18 protein-coding genes are annotated in these 17610 nt (G+C 56.1%); 13 read left to right on the top strand and 5 right to left on the bottom strand.

Features of this window, described 5'->3' with window-relative positions; translation table 11 throughout:
- Positions 1-2 precede the first annotated feature (2 nt).
- The gene (locus LK04_RS14755) at positions 3-1484 is read right to left on the bottom strand and encodes an NCS1 family nucleobase:cation symporter-1 (protein ID WP_039337054.1); all 1482 of its coding nucleotides are present in this window, start codon (positions 1482-1484) and stop codon (positions 3-5) included.
- Between the two features lie 145 nt (positions 1485-1629).
- On the opposite strand from LK04_RS14755, the gene LK04_RS14750 reads away from it, so the two are divergent.
- The 3 genes from LK04_RS14750 to puuE are packed head-to-tail and all read left to right on the top strand — an operon-like array spanning position 1630 to position 4074.
- Positions 1630-2352, top strand: a complete 723-nt coding sequence (locus LK04_RS14750; RefSeq protein WP_039337055.1) for a GntR family transcriptional regulator — start codon at positions 1630-1632, stop codon at positions 2350-2352.
- The gene (hpxA, locus tag LK04_RS14745; protein WP_039337057.1) at positions 2349-3080 is read left to right on the top strand and encodes an allantoin racemase; all 732 of its coding nucleotides are present in this window, start codon (positions 2349-2351) and stop codon (positions 3078-3080) included. The genes LK04_RS14750 and hpxA overlap by 4 nt, the downstream gene beginning before the upstream one ends.
- A gap of 34 nt (positions 3081-3114) precedes the next feature.
- Positions 3115-4074 carry an allantoinase PuuE gene (gene puuE / locus LK04_RS14740; RefSeq protein WP_039337059.1) on the top strand — a complete coding sequence of 320 codons (960 nt, stop codon included), beginning with the start codon at positions 3115-3117 and terminating at the stop codon, positions 4072-4074.
- 72 nt (positions 4075-4146) lie between these two features.
- Here the strand turns inward: puuE and hpxZ are convergent, their stop codons facing one another.
- From hpxZ to LK04_RS14720, 4 genes are read right to left on the bottom strand one after another with little or no spacing between them, the layout of a single operon-like run.
- Positions 4147-4530, bottom strand: coding sequence for an oxalurate catabolism protein HpxZ (gene hpxZ / locus LK04_RS14735; RefSeq protein ID WP_039337061.1), 384 nt, complete (start codon positions 4528-4530; stop codon positions 4147-4149).
- Positions 4531-4532: 2 nt separating this feature from the next.
- Positions 4533-5930: an AtzE family amidohydrolase gene (locus LK04_RS14730; protein WP_058972919.1), complete on the bottom strand. Its 1398-nt coding sequence runs from the start codon at positions 5928-5930 to the stop codon at positions 4533-4535.
- On the bottom strand, positions 5927-6112 hold the full coding sequence (gene hpxX / locus LK04_RS14725; protein ID WP_039333209.1) for an oxalurate catabolism protein HpxX: 186 nt from the start codon (positions 6110-6112) through the stop codon (positions 5927-5929). Before hpxX ends, LK04_RS14730 begins: the two co-directional genes overlap by 4 nt.
- Positions 6113-6122: 10 nt before the next feature.
- Entirely contained in the window at positions 6123-7709 is a 1587-nt protein-coding gene (locus LK04_RS14720) for a gamma-glutamyltransferase family protein (RefSeq protein WP_039333208.1), read from the bottom strand.
- A 242-nt stretch (positions 7710-7951) separates the two neighbouring features.
- Between LK04_RS14720 and hpxU the strand changes: the two genes are divergently transcribed.
- From hpxU to katG, 10 genes are all read left to right on the top strand, one after another.
- The gene (gene hpxU / locus LK04_RS14715; protein ID WP_039333206.1) at positions 7952-8791 is read left to right on the top strand and encodes a MurR/RpiR family transcriptional regulator HpxU; all 840 of its coding nucleotides are present in this window, start codon (positions 7952-7954) and stop codon (positions 8789-8791) included.
- Positions 8792-8984: 193 nt separating this feature from the next.
- Positions 8985-9770 (top strand): transporter substrate-binding domain-containing protein, encoded by a 786-nt coding sequence (locus LK04_RS14710; RefSeq protein ID WP_039333205.1) that lies wholly within the window; start codon positions 8985-8987, stop codon positions 9768-9770.
- A 4-nt stretch (positions 9771-9774) separates the two neighbouring features.
- Positions 9775-10443 (top strand): amino acid ABC transporter permease, encoded by a 669-nt coding sequence (locus LK04_RS14705; RefSeq protein WP_039333204.1) that lies wholly within the window; start codon positions 9775-9777, stop codon positions 10441-10443.
- Positions 10440-11096: an amino acid ABC transporter permease gene (locus LK04_RS14700; RefSeq protein WP_039333203.1), complete on the top strand. Its 657-nt coding sequence runs from the start codon at positions 10440-10442 to the stop codon at positions 11094-11096. The genes LK04_RS14705 and LK04_RS14700 overlap by 4 nt, the downstream gene beginning before the upstream one ends.
- Positions 11077-11808, top strand: coding sequence for an amino acid ABC transporter ATP-binding protein (locus LK04_RS14695; RefSeq protein ID WP_039333202.1), 732 nt, complete (start codon positions 11077-11079; stop codon positions 11806-11808). The genes LK04_RS14700 and LK04_RS14695 overlap by 20 nt, the downstream gene beginning before the upstream one ends.
- A 21-nt stretch (positions 11809-11829) precedes the next feature.
- On the top strand, positions 11830-13065 hold the full coding sequence (locus tag LK04_RS14690) for a pyridoxal-phosphate-dependent aminotransferase family protein (protein WP_039333199.1): 1236 nt from the start codon (positions 11830-11832) through the stop codon (positions 13063-13065).
- Complete coding sequence (hpxK, locus tag LK04_RS14685) at positions 13062-14321, top strand: allantoate amidohydrolase (protein ID WP_039333196.1); 1260 nt, start codon at positions 13062-13064, stop codon at positions 14319-14321. The genes LK04_RS14690 and hpxK overlap by 4 nt, the downstream gene beginning before the upstream one ends.
- 12 nt (positions 14322-14333) lie before the next feature.
- Positions 14334-14828, top strand: a complete 495-nt coding sequence (uraD, locus tag LK04_RS14680; protein WP_039333193.1) for a 2-oxo-4-hydroxy-4-carboxy-5-ureidoimidazoline decarboxylase — start codon at positions 14334-14336, stop codon at positions 14826-14828.
- Positions 14825-15160, top strand: a complete 336-nt coding sequence (gene uraH, locus LK04_RS14675; RefSeq protein ID WP_039333190.1) for a hydroxyisourate hydrolase — start codon at positions 14825-14827, stop codon at positions 15158-15160. The genes uraD and uraH overlap by 4 nt, the downstream gene beginning before the upstream one ends.
- A 226-nt stretch (positions 15161-15386) precedes the next feature.
- Entirely contained in the window at positions 15387-17585 is a 2199-nt protein-coding gene (katG, locus tag LK04_RS14670) for a catalase/peroxidase HPI (RefSeq protein WP_039333188.1), read from the top strand.
- Positions 17586-17610: the final 25 nt, after the last annotated feature.

The raw sequence follows: 17610 nt of genomic DNA, 5'->3' as shown, positions 1-17610 counted from the left end.
TATCAATCTTTCTGCACCGCCACTTCCTGACGATAGGCCGCCACTGAGACTTCACGATCGGCACGCGCCAGATAACGATAACAGCCCGCACCCAGTGCCACGCCGATAAACCAGCTAAAATTCGCCACTGCATGCAGCGAAGGGATAAAGCTGATCACCAGACAGATACCCACTGACGGCAACAAAGCTGCAATCGCTTTCGGGTTAAAGCCACCGCGATACCAGTAACGACCTTTAGGCGTGTCATCGAACAGATCATCTACATACACCTTGCTGCGTTTAATCAGGTAAAAATCCGCAATCAGGATGCCAAACAATGGGCCGATGAATGAGCCCAGTACATCCAGCGTGTAGTGAATCAATTCAGGTGACTGGAACAGGTTCCACGGGGTCAACAGCACAGAGCCCACCGCAGCAATCATGCCACCGGTGCGGAAGCTAATCTTCTGTGGTGAACAGTTCGAGAAGTCAAATGCCGGTGACACAAAGTTCGCCACGATATTGATGCCGATGGTCGCAATAATCATCGTCAGCAAACCAATCGCCACCGCAACATCGTTACCGACCATACTTACCGTCTCAATCGGATCGGTAATCATGCGGCCAAACAGGGACTGCGTACCCGAGACGATCACCACCGTCACAATCGAGAACAGCAGGAAGTTGAACGGCAGGCCCCAGCGGTTACCCCGGCGGATCTCGCCCATGCTTTTACCGTAGCGGGAGAAGTCACCAAAGTTGAGCAACGGACCCGAGAAGTACGAGACCACCAGCGCGGTGGCGGTGATCATCTGCCAGGTTTGCTCACCGGTACTCAGTTGCTTGCTGGCCAACGTGAAGGAGATACCGTCAAAACCGGTTTTGTATACAATCCAACCGGCTAATGCCACCATCACCACGTACACGGCCGGACCCGCCACATCAATAAAGCGTTTAATCGCGCTCATGCCATGCCAGAACACCATAGCCTGCAGGAACCACATCACACCGAAACAGCACCAGCCGAGTTGTGACAAACCGAGCCAGCTGCTTTGCGTCATGCCGCTCAGGGAAGGGAAGAACTTCAGCAGCACCAGCATCAGCGCATTGGCCGCCAGATAGGTCTGAATCCCGTACCAGGCGAAGGCGATCAAGCCGCGAATCACCGCCGGGATATTGGCTCCAAACACACCAAACGCCTGACGCGAAATCACCGCGTAAGGCACACCTGCCATCTGGCTGGGTTTTGCCACCAGATTCGCGCACAACTGCACAATACAAATGCCGACCAGCAGGCACAACAGCACCTGCCAACTGGCCAGGCCCAGAGTAAAGAAGCTGGCAGCCACCACGTAACCGCCCATGCTATGCACATCGGACATCCAGAAAGAAAAGATGTTGTACCACGACCAGTTCTGGTCGCGGGTGGGCGCCAGATCCTCATTGCACAGACGTGGACTGTAATGGGCGTTGACCCCAGAGGTCACTTCAGACTGATTTGGCATGAAACCTGCTCCTCTAACAACATGGGAAGAATAATCACTGCGTGAAACGGTATTGCAGGATCCAGGCCAGAATTGATTTCTTGTATACAAAAAATTAATTTCACGTATACGATGTGCTATGCACAGTCACTTGCCGGAGCAGGTAATGAAGAGCGAAACAGGCCAGAAAACGGCTGCCGATCTGAATGATCGCGACGAACCCATCTATCAGGCGTTGCTGAACGCCATTGTGGAACATCAACTGCCGCCGGGCAGTAAATTGCCAGAAGAGGCACTTTCTGAAGTATTTGGTGTGAGCCGCACCGGTATCCGTAAAGTGTTACAACGCCTCGCGGCGGTGCAAATGATCACGCTTTCGCCCAGGCGTGGTGCACAGGTCGCCACGCCTGGTGTGGAGGAGGCGCGCGACATCTTCGCTACGCGCAGTTTGCTGGAGTGTGCAAATTTACCGGCGGTACTGGCGCATGTGCAGCCTCCGCACCTTGCTGCGCTCAACAGCTTGATTGAGGAAGAGCAGCAGGCGCATGAACAGCACGATGGTGCTGCTGCCATTCGTTTATCTGCCGCTTTTCATATTCAGCTGCAGGCGATTTCCGGCAATCAGGTACTCACTGACATGGTGACGCGCCTGACGCAGCGTTCTTCATTGGTGATTGCCGCCTATGGTGCGCCCTGGCAGCGAGGTTGTCGCTGCGATCACCACGATCGACTGGTGGAATTGTTGCGAAAGAAAGATCTGCAGGCGCTTACTGAGGCCTTACAGCATCATTTTGAACACATTGTTTCCAGCCTGCACTTTGAACGCAGTGGCGAAACGCTGCCTGATTTCACCCGGTTATTTTCCGGTCACAAAGGAGCCGCATCATGACAGTGATTCAGGTGATCAACCCCAATACCAGCCAGGCAATGACAGAAACCATCGGCGCCGCGGCGCGTGCGGTGGCCGCACCGGGCACGGAAATTTTGGCGGTGTGTCCAAGCCAAGGCGTACCGTCCATTGAAGGCCACTTTGATGAAGCGATTGCCGCGGTGGGCGTACTGGAACAGGTCAGGCTCGGAAAAGCACAGGGTGTGAGCGGCCATGTGATTGCTTGTTTTGGCGATCCGGGATTGCTGGCGGCGCGTGAACTTGCCAGCGGTCCGGTGATCGGGATTGCGGAAGCCGCAATGCATACCGCTACCCTGGTGGCAACGCGTTTTTCCATTGTCACCACGCTGCCACGCACTTTGGTGATCGCGCGTCATTTATTACAGCAGTATGGTTTTACCCATCACTGTGCAGCATTACACGCGATCGATTTACCGGTACTGGCCCTGGAAGATGGCAGCGGTGTGGCGCAAGAGAAGGTACGCCAGCGCTGTATTCAGGCGAAACGCGAAGACGGCAGTGGCGCGATTGTATTGGGCTGCGGGGGCATGGCGTCACTGGCTCAGGAACTCACTAAAGAGTTAGGTATGCCGGTCATTGATGGCGTCAGTGCCGCGGTAAAAATGGTGGAGTCGCTGGTGGCACTGGGCTTCGGCACCAGCAAACACGGTGATTTGGATTACCCGATTGAAAAACCGCTCAGCGGTGCATTTCAGCACCTAAACTAAGGGCTGGTTGAGGACTGACTAAGGAATTTGCAGAATGAGTGATGTATCTGAAAAGAAAGAGTACAGCTTCAACAAAAACTATCCGCGTGACCTGATTGGTTATGCGGGTCACCCCCCGCATGCACAATGGCCAGGTAAGGCAAAGGTGGCGGTGCAGTTTGTCCTCAATTACGAAGAGGGTGCGGAAAATAACGTGCTGCACGGCGATGCCGGTTCGGAGCAGTTCCTTTCGGACATTATCGGTGCAGCCAGCTATGCCGATCGCCACATGTCAATGGATTCACTGTACGAGTACGGTTCACGTGCCGGTTTCTGGCGCATTCATAATGAGTTTCAAAAGCGTGGTCTGCCGTTAACGGTATTTGGCGTTGCGATGGCGCTGGCGCGTCATCCCGAGATCGTCGAGGCGATCAAAACCGCCGAGTACGATGTGGTCAGTCATGGCTGGCGCTGGATTCATTATCAGGGGATGGATGCCAAAACTGAGCGCCAGCACATGCAGCAGGCGGTGGATGTGTTGCGCGATCTGTTCGGTAAAGCGCCTACGGGCTGGTATACCGGGCGCGACAGTCCAAACACTCGCCGTCTGGTGGTGGAGCAGGGCGGCTTTAGTTATGACAGCGACTACTACGGTGACGATTTACCGTTCTGGACGCAAGTGACCTGCCAGGATGGCACCGTCAAACCGCACCTGATCATTCCCTACACGCTGGAATGTAATGACATGCGCTTTGCCTCGCCGCAGGGTTTCAATACCGCGGAGCAATTCTTTGTCTATCTGCGCGACACTTTTGATGTGCTGTATGAAGAGGGTGACACTTCGCCGAAAATGATGTCGATTGGCATGCACTGTCGTTTGTTGGGGCGTCCGGGCAAATTCCGTGCCCTGCAACGCTTCCTCGACCACATCCAGCAGCATGAAAATGTGTGGGTGTGTACGCGCCAGCAGATTGCGGAGCACTGGATGAAAACGCATCCTGCCCCGAACGTGTAATCAGATAGGTTTGTAGGGTGCGCACTAACGCGCACCAGGACTTTCAGGTCAGCATTCATGCTGACCCTGCAATCAACTCATCAAACTCACCTGCGCAGCCACAATACGCCAGCCATAAGGCATGCGGATCCACGTCTGCTGCTGGCGGCCAATCTTCTCCACGCCCTCGCGGGTGAATTCGGTACTGCACACCGCGTAGTCATCGCCAAAGGTGGTGATCACGGTGTTACGCAAGGTGCGATCCAAACCTTTAGAGGGGCGTGCGGCGCGAAACGCACGAATCTCATCAATACCATAAAGATTCTCACCGGCACCTAAGCGTACGGTACGCTCATCGTGCCAGAACAACTCATCCAGCACCTCAACATTGTTACTCACCAGCGCCTCTTCGTAGCGGTAAAACGCGGCGGTCACTTCGGCGAGCACGGCCGGACGGTCAATATGTTCAGCTTTCATGGTTAAGCGTCCATTAAGGTGGTTTGTGGCAGGGTCAGCCCCTGCTGCTGGAGTGCCCAGGCTGCGCGCAGCGCCAGGTGTTCTTTAAACGGAGCCGCAATCAGCTGCAGGCCAATCGGCAATCCACTGGCGGTTTGCAACGGAACGGTACACACCGGCAGACCGAGGAATGAAATTGGCTGGGTTAACATGCCCATGCTGGCGCGCGTTGGCAAATCGTGACCGTTTATATGGATGGTTTCTTGTCCGATAGTGGTGGCCGTGCAGGGCGTGGCAGGTGCGATCAGCACATCAAACTGCTCAAACAGCGGTAAGACTTGCTGCTGGAAGTGGCGACGGAAACGCTGAGCCTGCACATACCAGGCGGAAGGCAACATGGCACCTGCCAGCAGGCGCTCGCGCGAGTTAGGTTCAAATTGCTCTGGCATCCTCCGCAGCGCCGGCAGATAGTGATTTCCGCCTTCCACACCGGTCATGATAAAGGCCGCTGAGCGGGCGATTTCCGCATTCGGCATGGTCACCTCTTCACTGGCATTGAGCGCTTGCGCCACCGCCGTGACGGCAGCACGTGCTTCATCGCTGCACCAGGTAGAGAAGAAACCGCCCAGCACCGCACTGCGTATGCCTTCAGCGCCTTTGCTTAAACCATCACTGGCCGGAGCCAAAGGCTGTTCAGACTGGAAGGCATCAGCAGGGTCACGACCTTGCAGCGCGTCATACACCAGTGTCAGATCCTCGACTGAGCGGGCAAAGGGACCGATATGATCGAGACTGGCAACAAACGGATGGCTGCCGCTTCGTGACAAACGACCAAAGGTCGGCTTCAGGCCATAGATACCACACAGCGAGGCAGGCACACGGATCGAACCGTTGGTATCGGTGCCCAGCGAGAAGTGCACTAAGCCCGCCGCCACCGCTGCAGCAGAACCACCTGAAGATCCGCCAGCGATCCGAGTCAGATCGCGGGGATTATGGGTGGCACCGTAGTGGGTATTTTCAGTGGTAAAACCGTATGCGTAGGCATCCATGTTGAGCATGCCGGAGAGCAGGGCGCCAGACTGACGCAACTTGCTGACGGCCCAGGCATCTTCGCGTGCCGCTGCGCGCTCACTGAACAGGCTGGCACCGGCCAGGGTGCTGTGCCCGGCAACATCAAACAGGTTTTTCACCGCATAAGGAATGCCAGCCAGAGCCGGTAACACTTCACCGCGTTGGCGTTGCCCATCAACCTGTTCGGCTTCACGCAGCATGCGCTGCCCGGTGACTTCGGTCCAGGCGTTGATCGCCGGATTATGCTGCTCAATGGCATTCAGCGTTTGTTCAGCCACCTCACGGGCGGAGATCTCACCCTGATTCAGGGCCTGGTTTAAGGCTTTGATCGATAGCGAGGCCAGTTTCATGGATGGAATACTCCTGCCACTTCCAGTCGATCATCAAGCGGGAAGGCCATCAATGGCTCGGCCATGGCCGCGATACGGTTAAACTGGATGAGCAGTTCGGCACGGCGTGCGTCATCTAACTCCAGTGCCAGGATCTGTTCCATTTGGGCGATATAGGTGGCCCAGTCCGGTTGTGTACTCATCGTTATCTCCTTAGAAACCGGCGGCGCTGCCGTTGCTGCGTGGATCGAACGCACCTTCCAGCATGCCGTTATTGTGTCTGACTATCGCCCCTGCATGGCCGACCACTTCGCTGAAGTCGGGCAATAACTCCACTTCGTGACCGAGCTGACGCAGTTGCTCTACCGTTTCAGGTGCGATGCGCGATTCCAGTTTGAGTGAGTCAGAGGACTGGCCCCAGGTACGTCCCAGCAACCAGCGCGGCGCACTCACGGCCTGCTGCAATGGCTGGCCCTGGATCACATGACGGGTAAAGATGGCGGCCTGCGTCTGTGGCTGCCCATCGCCGCCCATCGATCCGTACACCATGGTGCGGCCATCTTTGAGACGAGCGGCTGCGGGATTGAGGGTGTGGAACGGTTGTTTGCCGGGTGCCAGCGCCAGCATGTGGCCTGGCTGCAGGCTGAATGCGGCACCGCGGTTCTGCCAGGTGATGCCGGTGCCGGGTAGCACCACGCCGCTGCCAAATTCATGGTAGATACTCTGGATAAAGGAGACCGCCAGACCGCTGCTGTCCATCACGCCCATCCACACGGTATCGCCAGGCCCTTTTCCGGTGCCCCAGGGTGCCGCTTGTTGATCATCAACCTGTGCCGCCAGTGAGGCGAGGTGTTCAGCATCCAGCAGATCCTGCACATTGAAGTCGATGTGGCGGGGATCGGTGATGTGTTTGTCACGCAGCGCAAAGGCTTTTTTGGTGGCTTCAACGATGCGATGCACAGTTTGGGCTTCATCCGCCTCTGCCATATTCAGGCGATCGGTGATGCCCAGGATCGCCAGCGATACCAGTCCTTGCGTGGGCGGCGTCATATTCCAGACATCACCCTCGCTGTGTGCCAGATGCAGTGGCGTACAGCGACGCGCCTGCTGCTTTTGCAAATCTTCCAGCGTGATGGGCATACCAAGCGCGGTCATTTCACGCGCCAGATGATGTGCCAGTTCGCCGCGATAGAAACTCTCTAAACCCTGCTCACTGAGGAGGCTGAGCGTATTGGCCAGCGCAGGCTGGGTGAAGCGACTGCCTGCCGCGGGCACGGTGCCGTCGGGTAAGAAGGTGGCAGCAAAACCAGGCTGGTGCAGCAACTCATGTTGCTTGGCAGCGGTGGCGGCAGCTTGTGAGGTGGTGACGGGAATACCGTCGGCGGCATAACGGATAGCGTCGCGCAGTAAACGCGAAAGCGGCAGTGGAGTAGCACCCAGTTCAGCCGCCAGCGTTAACGCTTCCTGCCAGCCACTCACCGTGCCCGCGACGGTTAACGCCGCTTTCGGGCCACGATGTGGGATGTGACTTTCACCATGATAGAAGTCGAGATGCGCCAGCGCACCAGCTGCACCACTGGCATCAATGGCAATCGGGTCGCCATTTGGCGGAACGACCAGCCAAAAGCCATCGCCGCCTAAGCCGTTCATGTGCGGATAAACCACCGCGATAGTCGCAGCGGCAGCGACCATCGCTTCAATGGCGCTCCCGCCTTCGCGCAGCACCGCGAGAGCGCTTTCACTGGCGAGATGATGTGGGGTGACGGCCATTCCAAGCGGGGCCATGTTGCTCTGTATCATAATCAACTCTTCTCAAATATTGCTTTGTAGGGTGCGTATTTGCGCGCGCATTGTTAGCGATCGCCATTAATGGCGACCCTACGGTTGCACAGTCTTTTTTGTAGAGTACGCATTTATGCGCACCAGCCGACTTAGCCCGTTGGTGAAAAGATTCAAGCAAGAGCTGTTCCAGTTTTAGACGAACACCTAATCTGGATCGATTTATGCTAGCTTGTGGTGAAACGAAAGTTACAGGACCAATGATGAAACAGCTTGATGAACGCCTTCGCAGTCACTATCCGCAACTGTCGCCGCAAGAGCAGCGCATTGCTGATTTTGTGTTTGACCATTTTGATGACCTGATTAGCTACAACAGCGCAGAGCTGGCAAGGCTTAGCGGGGTATCTAAGGCCACAGTCAGCCGCCTGTTCAAACGTTTGGGCTATGAGAAATACAAGGACATGCGCGACGAGTTACGCGTGTTGCGCCAAAGCGGCATGCCACTGACCGATAACCGTGATGCGGTGCAAGGTAACACGCTGTTGTCACGTCACTATAAGCAGGAGATGGCTAACCTGACGCAGTGGGTCAACAGCATCGATCCCCAGCAATTTGGCGAGGTGATTCAGGCGCTGGGGGCGGCAAAACGGGTGTTTATCATCGGTATGCGTAACGCCTATCCGGTGGCCTTGCACCTGCGTCAGCAGCTGATGCAGGCGCGCCCGCAGGTGCACGTGTTGCCGCAGCCTGGTCAGACGCTGGGCGAAGAGCTGGTGGATATCACCCCAGAGGACATGGTGGTGGTGATGGCGTTTCGCCGGCGACCACGCATTATTCGCCCGCTGATGCAGCAACTGCAGCAGAGCAATATTCCCGTGCTGGCGCTGTGTGAGCCGCAGGCGCAGGGCATCATCACGCTGGCGTCCTGGCAATTATGCGCGCCACTGGATAGTGTCTCCGCCTTTGATAGTTATGCCTCAGCGATGAGTCTGATCAATCTGCTGGCCAATGCGTTACTGCATGAAATGTTGTCTCAGGGTCGCCAGCGTATCCATCAGATAGCCGACCTTTATCAACACCTTGATGAATTAGAACACCGATAAGGGGCACCATATTGGTGCCTTGCACCTTTTTTGATCGTAAAAGTTTGCGGGCTATAAGCCCGTTTTTTTTACCCAAAACTCAGCGGTTATTCGATTTTTCGGACATTTACTCCTCTTGCGTTCGGTTGGCACATTAGTTGCAAATCGATTTATCAAGAATCTTTTGTTTCACGAAAACTCACCGGGGTGCATAATGAAGAAAGTTTTACTGGCAGTGGCAGGCGCAGCATTGTTGATGGCTCAGGTTGGCAGCGCCATGGCGGATCAGCTGCAGGATATCCAAAAGCGTGGCGTGATCCGCGTTGCGGTGCCTCAGGACTTCCCGCCGTTTGGTTCAGTGGGTACCGATTTGCAGCCACAAGGCTACGACATCGATATGGCCAAATACCTCGCGAAGCAGATGAAACTGAAGTTGCAGCTGGTTCCCGTATCCAGTGCCAACCGTGTGCCTTATCTGCAAACCGATAAAGTCGATCTGGTGATTTCGAGCATGGGTAAAAACGCCGAGCGCGAGAAAGTGATCGATTTCAGCCGTGCTTACGCACCGTTCTTCCTCGGCGTATTCGGTCCGAAAGGTGAGCCACTGAAGGATGCCGCAGCATTGAGCGGCAAATCCATCGGCGTCACCCGCGGTGCGGTAGAAGACATGGTGTTAAGCGATATTGCTCCGAAAGATGCGCAGGTGAAACGTTATGAAGATAACAACACCACGCTCTCGGCTTACCTGTCTGGACAGGTGCAATATGTTGCCACTGGCAACCTGGTGGTTGCTGCGATTGCCCGCCAGAACGCGGAAAAAGCGCCAGTGCCACAGTTCATGCTGAAAGATTCACCGTGCTTTATCGGCCTGAAGAAGGACGAGCCGGCGCTGAAAGACAAAGTGAATGCGTTGATTGAGCAGGGGATCAAAGACGGCACCCTGAACAAGCTGTCGGAAGAGTGGCTGAAAGCACCACTGCCAGCCAACCTCGGCGCATAACACGATGATTGGGCAACTCAATTTTGCAGATCTCTGGCCGCACTGGCCAGAGTTGCTGGCCGGGCTGTGGGTCACGATTCAGATAACAGTATTAGCCACGGTAGGCGGCGTTAGCCTGGGCATTCTCGGTGCGGCGTTGCGCAGTGGCAAACCGAGTTGGGCAAGCCGTATCTGGAGCGTCTATGTCGAGCTGATTCGTAACACGCCATTCGTGGTGCAGCTGTTCTTTATCGTCTTTGGTTTGCCCAATCTTGGTCTGAAACTGACGGCGGGCGAAGCTGCTTTGCTGGCGATGTTGATTAACCTCGGCGCCTACAGCACCGAAATTATTCGTGCCGGAATTCAGGTGACGCCGCGCGGGCAGTGGGAAGCGGGCCGGGTATTGGGTTTAAGTCGTACCCAGACCTTTATTCGCGTGGTGTTGCCGCCCTCGCTGCAGCGTATTTATCCAGCGTTGGTGAGCCAGTGCATCATTGTGATGCTCGGCTCTTCGGTGGTGTCTCAGGTGTCTTATGAAGAGTTGACCTTCGCCGCCAACCTGATTCAGTCGCGTACCTTTTTGAGTTTTGAAGTCTATCTGGTGACCACGTTGATCTATCTGGCGTTGTCGATTGCCATGCGACAGCTGCTGCTGGCGCTGGGACGTAAATGGTTTGGAGCGCAGCCCGCATGACAACGTTTACCGACTGGGACATCCTGCGCAACCTGCTGCTGGCGGCGCGCTGGACGATTTTACTGTCGCTGGTGGCCTTCTTTGGCGGCACGCTGGTGACCTTACCGCTGCTGTTTTTACGCCTGTTGAAGCGCCACTGGCTGACGCGCGTGATTCGCTGCTACACCGAGCTGTTTCAGGGCACCCCGCTGTTAATGCAGCTGTTTCTTGCCTTCTTTGGCGTGGGCTTGTTCGGCATTGACGTGGCACCCTGGACCGCAGCCTCACTGGCGTTAACCCTCTACACCAGCGCATTTTTGGTGGATATCTGGCACGGCAGTATTCGTGCCTTGCCGAAAGGCCAGTGGGAAGCTTCACGCTGCCTCGGCCTGAATTTTGGACAGACGTTGTACCGCGTTGTGGCGCCGCAAGCGATTCGTATCGCCATCGCGCCCACCGTGGGGTTTGCGGTGCAGGTGATTAAAGGCACCGCACTGGCGTCGATCATCGGCTTCGTTGAGCTGACCAAAGCCGGCACCATTTTGAACAATGTGACGTATCAGCCCTTCAAGGTGTTTGGCCTGGTGGCGCTGGGTTACTTCCTGATGTGTTATCCGCTGTCGCGTTACAGCCAGTACCTGGAGAAAAAATTCAATGCCGCTCATCACCATTAATCAGGTACAGAAGTACTACGGCGACAACCATGTGTTGAAAGGCGTCGATCTCGACGTCGATCACGGTGAAGTGATCTCGATCATCGGCCGCAGCGGGTCAGGCAAAAGCACCTTGCTGCGCTGCATGAACGGGCTGGAAGGCTATCAGGAAGGCAGCATCAAACTCGGCGGGATGACCATCACTGACCGTGAATCACAAGCGCGCGAAATTAGCCGCTCGGTAGGGATGGTGTTCCAGAACTTTAACCTGTTCCCGCACATGACCGCACTGGAAAACGTGATGCTTGCCCCGCGTCGCGTGTTGAAAAAGAGTGAGGCCGAATGCCGTGAACTGGCGGCACAGATGCTGGAAAAAGTCGGCCTCGGCGAGCGTCTGAATTATTACCCGGCCAATTTATCGGGCGGCCAACAGCAGCGCGTGGCGATCGCCCGTGCGCTGGCGATGCAGCCGAAAGTTTTATTGTGTGACGAAATCACCTCGGCGCTCGATCCCGAGCTGGTGGGGGAAGTGCTGAAAGTGCTGGAGCAACTCGCTGCCGAAGGCATGACGCTGATCCTCGTTACCCACGAAATGAACTTCGCCCGTGATGTGGGCGATCGCGTGGTCTTTATGCATCAGGGGCGCGTTTGGGAGCAGGGCGACAGCAAAACGTTGTTCGCTAACCCGCAAACCGCTGAGCTGAAGCAGTTTATTTCGACCGTGCGCCTCTAAGTTTTCAATAAGGAATACACCATGGATATCAGTCAGTTTTCGCAAATCAATCCGCCGCAGCGCCTGTTGATGGGGCCTGGCCCGATTAATGCCGATCCGCGCGTGCTGCGCGCCATGTCGAGCCAGTTGCTGGGGCAGTACGATCCGGCGATGACGCACTACATGAATGAAGTGATGGCGCTCTACCGTGGCGTATTCCGTACCGAAAACCGCTGGACCATGCTGATTAATGGCACGTCACGCGCAGGCATTGAAGCGATTTTGCTCTCCGCCATCCGACCGGGTGACAAAGTGCTGGTGCCGGTATTTGGCCGCTTTGGTCATCTGCTGTGTGAGATTGCCCGCCGTTGCCGTGCTGAAGTGCACACCATTGAGGTACCGTGGGGCGAAGTCTTCACGCCGGATCAGATCGAAGATGCGATCAAAAAGGTACAGCCGCGTCTGCTGTTGACAGTGCAAGGCGATACCTCCACCACCATGCTGCAACCGCTGGAGCAACTGGGTGCGATCTGCCAGAAATATGGTGTGCTGTTCTATACCGATGCTACCGCGTCACTGGGCGGCAACGCACTGGAGACCGATGCGTGGGGACTGGATGCGGTTTCCGCAGGTATGCAGAAATGCCTGGGTGGCCCCTCTGGCACCTCGCCGATCACCCTCAGCCCGCAAATGGAAGCGGTGATCCGCAAACGTAAGTGTGTCGAAGAAGGCATTCGTACGGCGGATCATCAGGATGGCGACGACGAGATGATCTACTCCAACTATTTCGATCTCGGCATGATCATGGATTACTGGGGACCAGAACGTCTCAACCACCACACTGAAGCCACCACTGCCCTGTTCGGTGCACGTGAATGCGCACGTCTGATGATGCAGGAAGGTCTGGATAACGGTATCGCGCGTCATAAACTGCACGGTGAGGCGTTGCTGAAAGGCATTCAGGGCATGGGTCTTGAGACTTTTGGCGATCTGAAACACAAGATGAATAATGTGCTCGGCGTGGTGATCCCGCAGGGTGTGAATGGCGATCAGGTGCGCAAGCTGGTGCTGGAAGATTTCGGCATTGAGATCGGTACCTCATTTGGTCCTCTGCACGGCAAAGTGTGGCGTATCGGCACCATGGGTTACAACGCGCGTAAAGATTGCGTGATGCAAACGCTGAGCGCGCTGGAAGCCGTGCTCAATCACGTTGGTTTCCGTTCCACTCAGGGCGCAGCATTGCAGGCCGCGTGGGCTCATTATGGGAGCCACGCATGAGCAACAGCCTGATGACCGCCAGCGAGGCGCAAGCCGCCGCCGCTCGTGTCATGACGCGCTGCGATGCACTGGCTGAGATCAGCGAAAGTGAAGAGGGCCTGACGCGCGTCTATTTGTCCCCTGAGCAGGTTCGCGCCAACGCCCGTGTTGCAGAGTGGATGCAGGCGGCTGGCATGACCACCTGGCAGGATGCGGTCGGCAACATCTGCGGCCGATATGAAGCGGCAGAACCGGGGGCGAAAGCGCTATTGCTGGGCTCCCATCTCGACACCGTACGCAACGCGGGGCGTTATGACGGCATGCTGGGCGTGCTGAGTGCCATCGAAACGGTACAGTGGTTACACGACCATCAACAGCGGCTGCCGCTGGCGATTGAGATCGTCGGCTTCGGCGATGAAGAGGGCACGCGTTTTGGTATCACGCTGCTGGGCAGTCGCGGTATTACCGGCACCTGGCCAGAAAGCTGGGTGACGCACCCAGATGGAAACGGCATTACGGTTGCAGAAGCGATGCAGGATGTTGGGCTGGATGCGGCAAAGATTATGCAGGCGGCACGTGACGTGAACGATATTGCTGCTTACCTTGAACTGCATATCGAACAAGGGCCTTGTCTTGAGCAGGAAGATCTGGCGCTGGGTGTGGTCACCGCCATCAACGGCGCACGCCGCCTGAACTGCAGCTTTATCGGTGAAGCGGGTCACGCAGGCACCGTGCCGATGGCACATCGTAAAGATGCGCTGGCCGCTGCGGCGGAATGGATGGTGTTTGTTGAGCAGACCACACGTGAGCAAGATCCACAGCTGGTCGCCACCGTCGGCACCTTAAACTGTTTACCGGGCGCCGTGAACGTTATCCCTGGCGAGGTTCAGCTGTCGCTGGATGTCCGTGGTCCAGTGGATGAGCCGCTGGAGCGTTTGCAGTCGATGCTGTTAACCCAGGCACAAGCGATTGCCTTGCGCCGTGGCCTGACGTTTACCTCGAACGAGTTTTATCGCATTGCTGCCACCACCTGTGATGCGCGCTTACAGCAGGCCTTGAGCCACGCCGTCGAAACCGTACAGGGCCGCAGTGTGTCGTTGCCGAGCGGTGCCGGTCACGATGCGATAGCGATTGCAGAACGCTGGCCGGTTGGGATGTTATTTGTGCGTAATCATCGCGGCATCAGCCATCATCCGGCGGAGTCCGTACAAACGGTTGACGTGGCCTATGGTGTGCAGGCGTATCTGCAAGCGGTGTGCGATCTGGCGCGTAGTTGAGGGAGTGATGGCATGGATCTGGCAAGTTTTAATCAGGCCGCTGACGCCGATGCGCTGGCAGCCATCGCGCACTGCGTGGCGATTCCCAGCTGGCAACGGGCGGTGGTTGCTGCACGTCCTTTTGACGATCTGGCCGCGCTGCACAGCGCCGCCGATCGCCTGGCGCAGAATTGGCAACGTGCAGAACTGGAGCAAGCGCTGAATGCTCATCCACGCATTGGTGAAAAAGCGCAAGGTGCGGGTAAAGAGGCGTCGTTGTCGCGCAATGAGCAGTCAGCGATGCAGCAGGCTAATGGCGCATTACAATTTGCCATGCTGGCGGGCAATCAATCCTATGAGCAGCGTTTTGGTCGAGTGTTTTTGATCCGTGCCAAAGGACGCAGTGGCGAAGAGATGCTGGCGGAGTTGCAGCGCAGGCTCAACAATGATGATGAAACCGAGCAGCAAGAAGCGCTGACGCAGTTGCGGGAAATCACCCTGTTACGCTTAAAGGAGAGCATCGTATGAGCACAATTACTACGCACATTCTGGATACCGCGTTGGGCAAACCCGCGATTGGTGTGGCCATTTCACTGGAGCAGAACAGTCCAGAAGGCTGGTTGCCGCTAGCGGAAGGGGAAACCGACAGTGATGGTCGCCTGAAAGATCTCACGCCAGAACCCTTGGCACCGGGCCATTACCGACTCACCGCCGAAATTGGTGACTACTTTGCCGCGGATGGCCGCGATGCCCTGTATGTCAGCGCGCAAATTGATTTCGTGATTAGTACAGCGGGTAGCCATTTTCATCTGCCGTTCCTGATTTCGCCGTGGTCGTGGTCGACGTATCGCGGGAGTTGATCGGTCTCTGTATCACCAGCGGTCGCCAAAAATGGCGACCGCTGGTGCGGGACTGTAGGGAGCACCTTTATGCGCACCTCGCCATCAACAAGCCGATGTTATGTGTGGCACTTCACACTCTTCTTTTGAAAGACTAAAACTATCAAAATCTTCGGTTATTCCAAGTTTAAGCTATCATTATGTGCGGTTATCTTAATTGCACAACGAGAAGCTAACGGAGCCGAAAATGAGCATGTCAAATGATAACGATAATGTAGCAGCCTCAGGTAAATGTCCCTTCCATCATGGGGCATCCGAAGAAAAAAGCGTACTGGCACGCGGCGCAGGAAACGGGACATCCAACCGTGACTGGTGGCCAAATATGTTGCGTGTCGATCTGCTGAATCAACACTCCAACCGTTCCAATCCCCTAAATGAAAACTTCAACTATCGCGACGAGTTCAGCAAGCTGGACTATTCAGCGCTGAAAGCCGACATTCGTGCCATCCTCACCGACTCTCAATCCTGGTGGCCAGCCGACTGGGGCAGCTATATTGGGCTGTTCATTCGCATGGCGTGGCACAGTGCCGGTACCTACCGTACCGTAGATGGTCGCGGCGGTTCGGGCCGTGGTCAGCAGCGCTTTGCACCGCTTAACTCATGGCCGGATAACGTCAGCCTCGATAAAGCGCGTCGCCTGCTGTGGCCGGTGAAGCAAAAGTATGGCCAGAAAATCTCTTGGGCCGACCTTTACATCCTGGCGGGTAACGTCTCGCTGGAAAATGCGGGCTTCCGCACCTTTGGTTTCGGTGCAGGTCGTGAAGATGTATGGGAACCGGATCTGGATGTGGATTGGGGTAATGAGACAGAGTGGCTGGCGCATCGTCATCCAGAGAGCCTGGCGAACGCACCGGTCGGTGCTACCGAAATGGGCCTGATCTACGTTAACCCGGAAGGACCTGAAGCCAGCGGCGATCCAAAGTCAGCGGCACCGGCGATTCGTGCCACTTTCGGTAATATGGGCATGAACGATGAAGAGATCGTCGCGCTGATTGCCGGTGGTCATACCTTGGGGAAAACGCACGGTGCGGCGGCTGCCAGCCACGTCGGTGCCGATCCTGAAGCATCACCGCTGGAAGCGCAGGGCTTAGGCTGGAACAGCAGTTACGGCAGTGGTGCCGGTGCTGACGCCATCACTTCTGGTCTTGAAGTGGTCTGGACGCAGACGCCAACCCAGTGGAGCAACTACTTCTTCGAGAACCTGTTCAAATACGAATGGGTACAGACTCACAGCCCGGCGGGTGCGATCCAGTTTGAAGCGGTGAATGCTGAAGCGATTATCCCCGATCCCTTTGATCCGGAGAAGAAGCGCAAACCCACCATGTTGGTGACCGACCTCACGCTGCGCTTTGATCCTGAATTTGAGAAAATTTCACGCGGTTTCCTTAACGACCCACAATCGTTCAATGAAGCCTTTGCCCGCGCCTGGTTCAAACTGACCCACCGTGATATGGGGCCAAAAGCGCGTTACATCGGTCCAGAAGTGCCGAAGGAAGATCTGCTGTGGCAGGATCCGTTACCGGCGGCCACGCATCAGCCAACAGCGGACGATATCACCGATCTGAAAGCAAAAATTGCCGCATCCGGCTTAAGCGCCAGCCAGTTAGTCTCTGTGGCCTGGGCTTCAGCCTCAACCTTCCGTGGCGGTGATAAGCGCGGTGGTGCTAACGGTGCACGTCTGGCACTGGCACCACAAAACAGCTGGGCGGTCAATGCCAGCGTGATCAACGATGTGCTGCCAACGCTGCAAAACATTCAGCAAACGTCTGGCAAAGCCTCACTGGCAGATGTGATTGTGCTGGCGGGAAGTGTCGGCATTGAAATGGCGGCTGCCGCCGCTGGCGTGGCGGTGCAGGTACCGTTCACGGCGGGGCGTGTGGATGCGCGTCAGGATCAAACCGATGTCGAGTCGTTTGATGTGCTGCAGCCAATGGCCGATGGTTTCCGCAACTATCGTCGTATCGCTGGTGGTTCTTCTACCGAAACCCTGCTGTTGGATAAAGCACAGCAACTGACGCTGAGTGCACCGGAATTAACGGTGCTGATCGGTGGTTTACGCGTGCTGGGTACCAACTTTGATGGCAGCCAGCATGGCGTGTTCACCGATCGTGTCGGCGTATTGAGCAATGACTTCTTCGTTAATTTGCTGGATATGCGCACCGCGTGGCGCGCCACGGATGAAAGCAGCGAGCTGTTTGAAGGCCGCGATCGTGCCAGTGGTGAAGTGAAGTACAGCGCAACACGTGCAGACCTGGTATTCGGTTCCAACGCCATCCTGCGTGCGCTAGCCGAAGTGTACGCCAGCAGCGATGCCAAACAGAAGTTTGTGAATGACTTCGTCGGCGCCTGGACCAAAGTGATGAACCTGGACCGCTTCGATTTGTAATGCTGTTTCGACAAATAAAAAACCC

The organism is Pantoea vagans (assembly GCF_001506165.1).
Taxonomy (GTDB): domain Bacteria; phylum Pseudomonadota; class Gammaproteobacteria; order Enterobacterales; family Enterobacteriaceae; genus Pantoea; species Pantoea vagans_C.
Note: the sequence above shows the minus strand (reverse complement) of the source record. Positions and strands in the feature narration are given on the sequence as shown.

What these genes read in the sequence shown, in the direction of transcription:
- LK04_RS14755 (WP_039337054.1), bottom strand. Translation starts at nt 1,484, where the DNA reads ATGCCAAATCAGTCTGAAGTGACCTCTGGGGTCAACGCCCATTACAGT.
- LK04_RS14750 (WP_039337055.1), top strand. Translation starts at nt 1,630, where the DNA reads ATGAAGAGCGAAACAGGCCAGAAAACGGCTGCCGATCTGAATGATCGC.
- hpxA (WP_039337057.1), top strand. Translation starts at nt 2,349, where the DNA reads ATGACAGTGATTCAGGTGATCAACCCCAATACCAGCCAGGCAATGACA.
- puuE (WP_039337059.1), top strand. Translation starts at nt 3,115, where the DNA reads ATGAGTGATGTATCTGAAAAGAAAGAGTACAGCTTCAACAAAAACTAT.
- hpxZ (WP_039337061.1), bottom strand. Translation starts at nt 4,530, where the DNA reads ATGAAAGCTGAACATATTGACCGTCCGGCCGTGCTCGCCGAAGTGACC.
- LK04_RS14730 (WP_058972919.1), bottom strand. Translation starts at nt 5,930, where the DNA reads ATGAAACTGGCCTCGCTATCGATCAAAGCCTTAAACCAGGCCCTGAAT.
- hpxX (WP_039333209.1), bottom strand. Translation starts at nt 6,112, where the DNA reads ATGAGTACACAACCGGACTGGGCCACCTATATCGCCCAAATGGAACAG.
- LK04_RS14720 (WP_039333208.1), bottom strand. Translation starts at nt 7,709, where the DNA reads ATGATACAGAGCAACATGGCCCCGCTTGGAATGGCCGTCACCCCACAT.
- hpxU (WP_039333206.1), top strand. Translation starts at nt 7,952, where the DNA reads ATGAAACAGCTTGATGAACGCCTTCGCAGTCACTATCCGCAACTGTCG.
- LK04_RS14710 (WP_039333205.1), top strand. Translation starts at nt 8,985, where the DNA reads ATGAAGAAAGTTTTACTGGCAGTGGCAGGCGCAGCATTGTTGATGGCT.
- LK04_RS14705 (WP_039333204.1), top strand. Translation starts at nt 9,775, where the DNA reads ATGATTGGGCAACTCAATTTTGCAGATCTCTGGCCGCACTGGCCAGAG.
- LK04_RS14700 (WP_039333203.1), top strand. Translation starts at nt 10,440, where the DNA reads ATGACAACGTTTACCGACTGGGACATCCTGCGCAACCTGCTGCTGGCG.
- LK04_RS14695 (WP_039333202.1), top strand. Translation starts at nt 11,077, where the DNA reads ATGCCGCTCATCACCATTAATCAGGTACAGAAGTACTACGGCGACAAC.
- LK04_RS14690 (WP_039333199.1), top strand. Translation starts at nt 11,830, where the DNA reads ATGGATATCAGTCAGTTTTCGCAAATCAATCCGCCGCAGCGCCTGTTG.
- hpxK (WP_039333196.1), top strand. Translation starts at nt 13,062, where the DNA reads ATGAGCAACAGCCTGATGACCGCCAGCGAGGCGCAAGCCGCCGCCGCT.
- uraD (WP_039333193.1), top strand. Translation starts at nt 14,334, where the DNA reads ATGGATCTGGCAAGTTTTAATCAGGCCGCTGACGCCGATGCGCTGGCA.
- uraH (WP_039333190.1), top strand. Translation starts at nt 14,825, where the DNA reads ATGAGCACAATTACTACGCACATTCTGGATACCGCGTTGGGCAAACCC.
- katG (WP_039333188.1), top strand. Translation starts at nt 15,387, where the DNA reads ATGAGCATGTCAAATGATAACGATAATGTAGCAGCCTCAGGTAAATGT.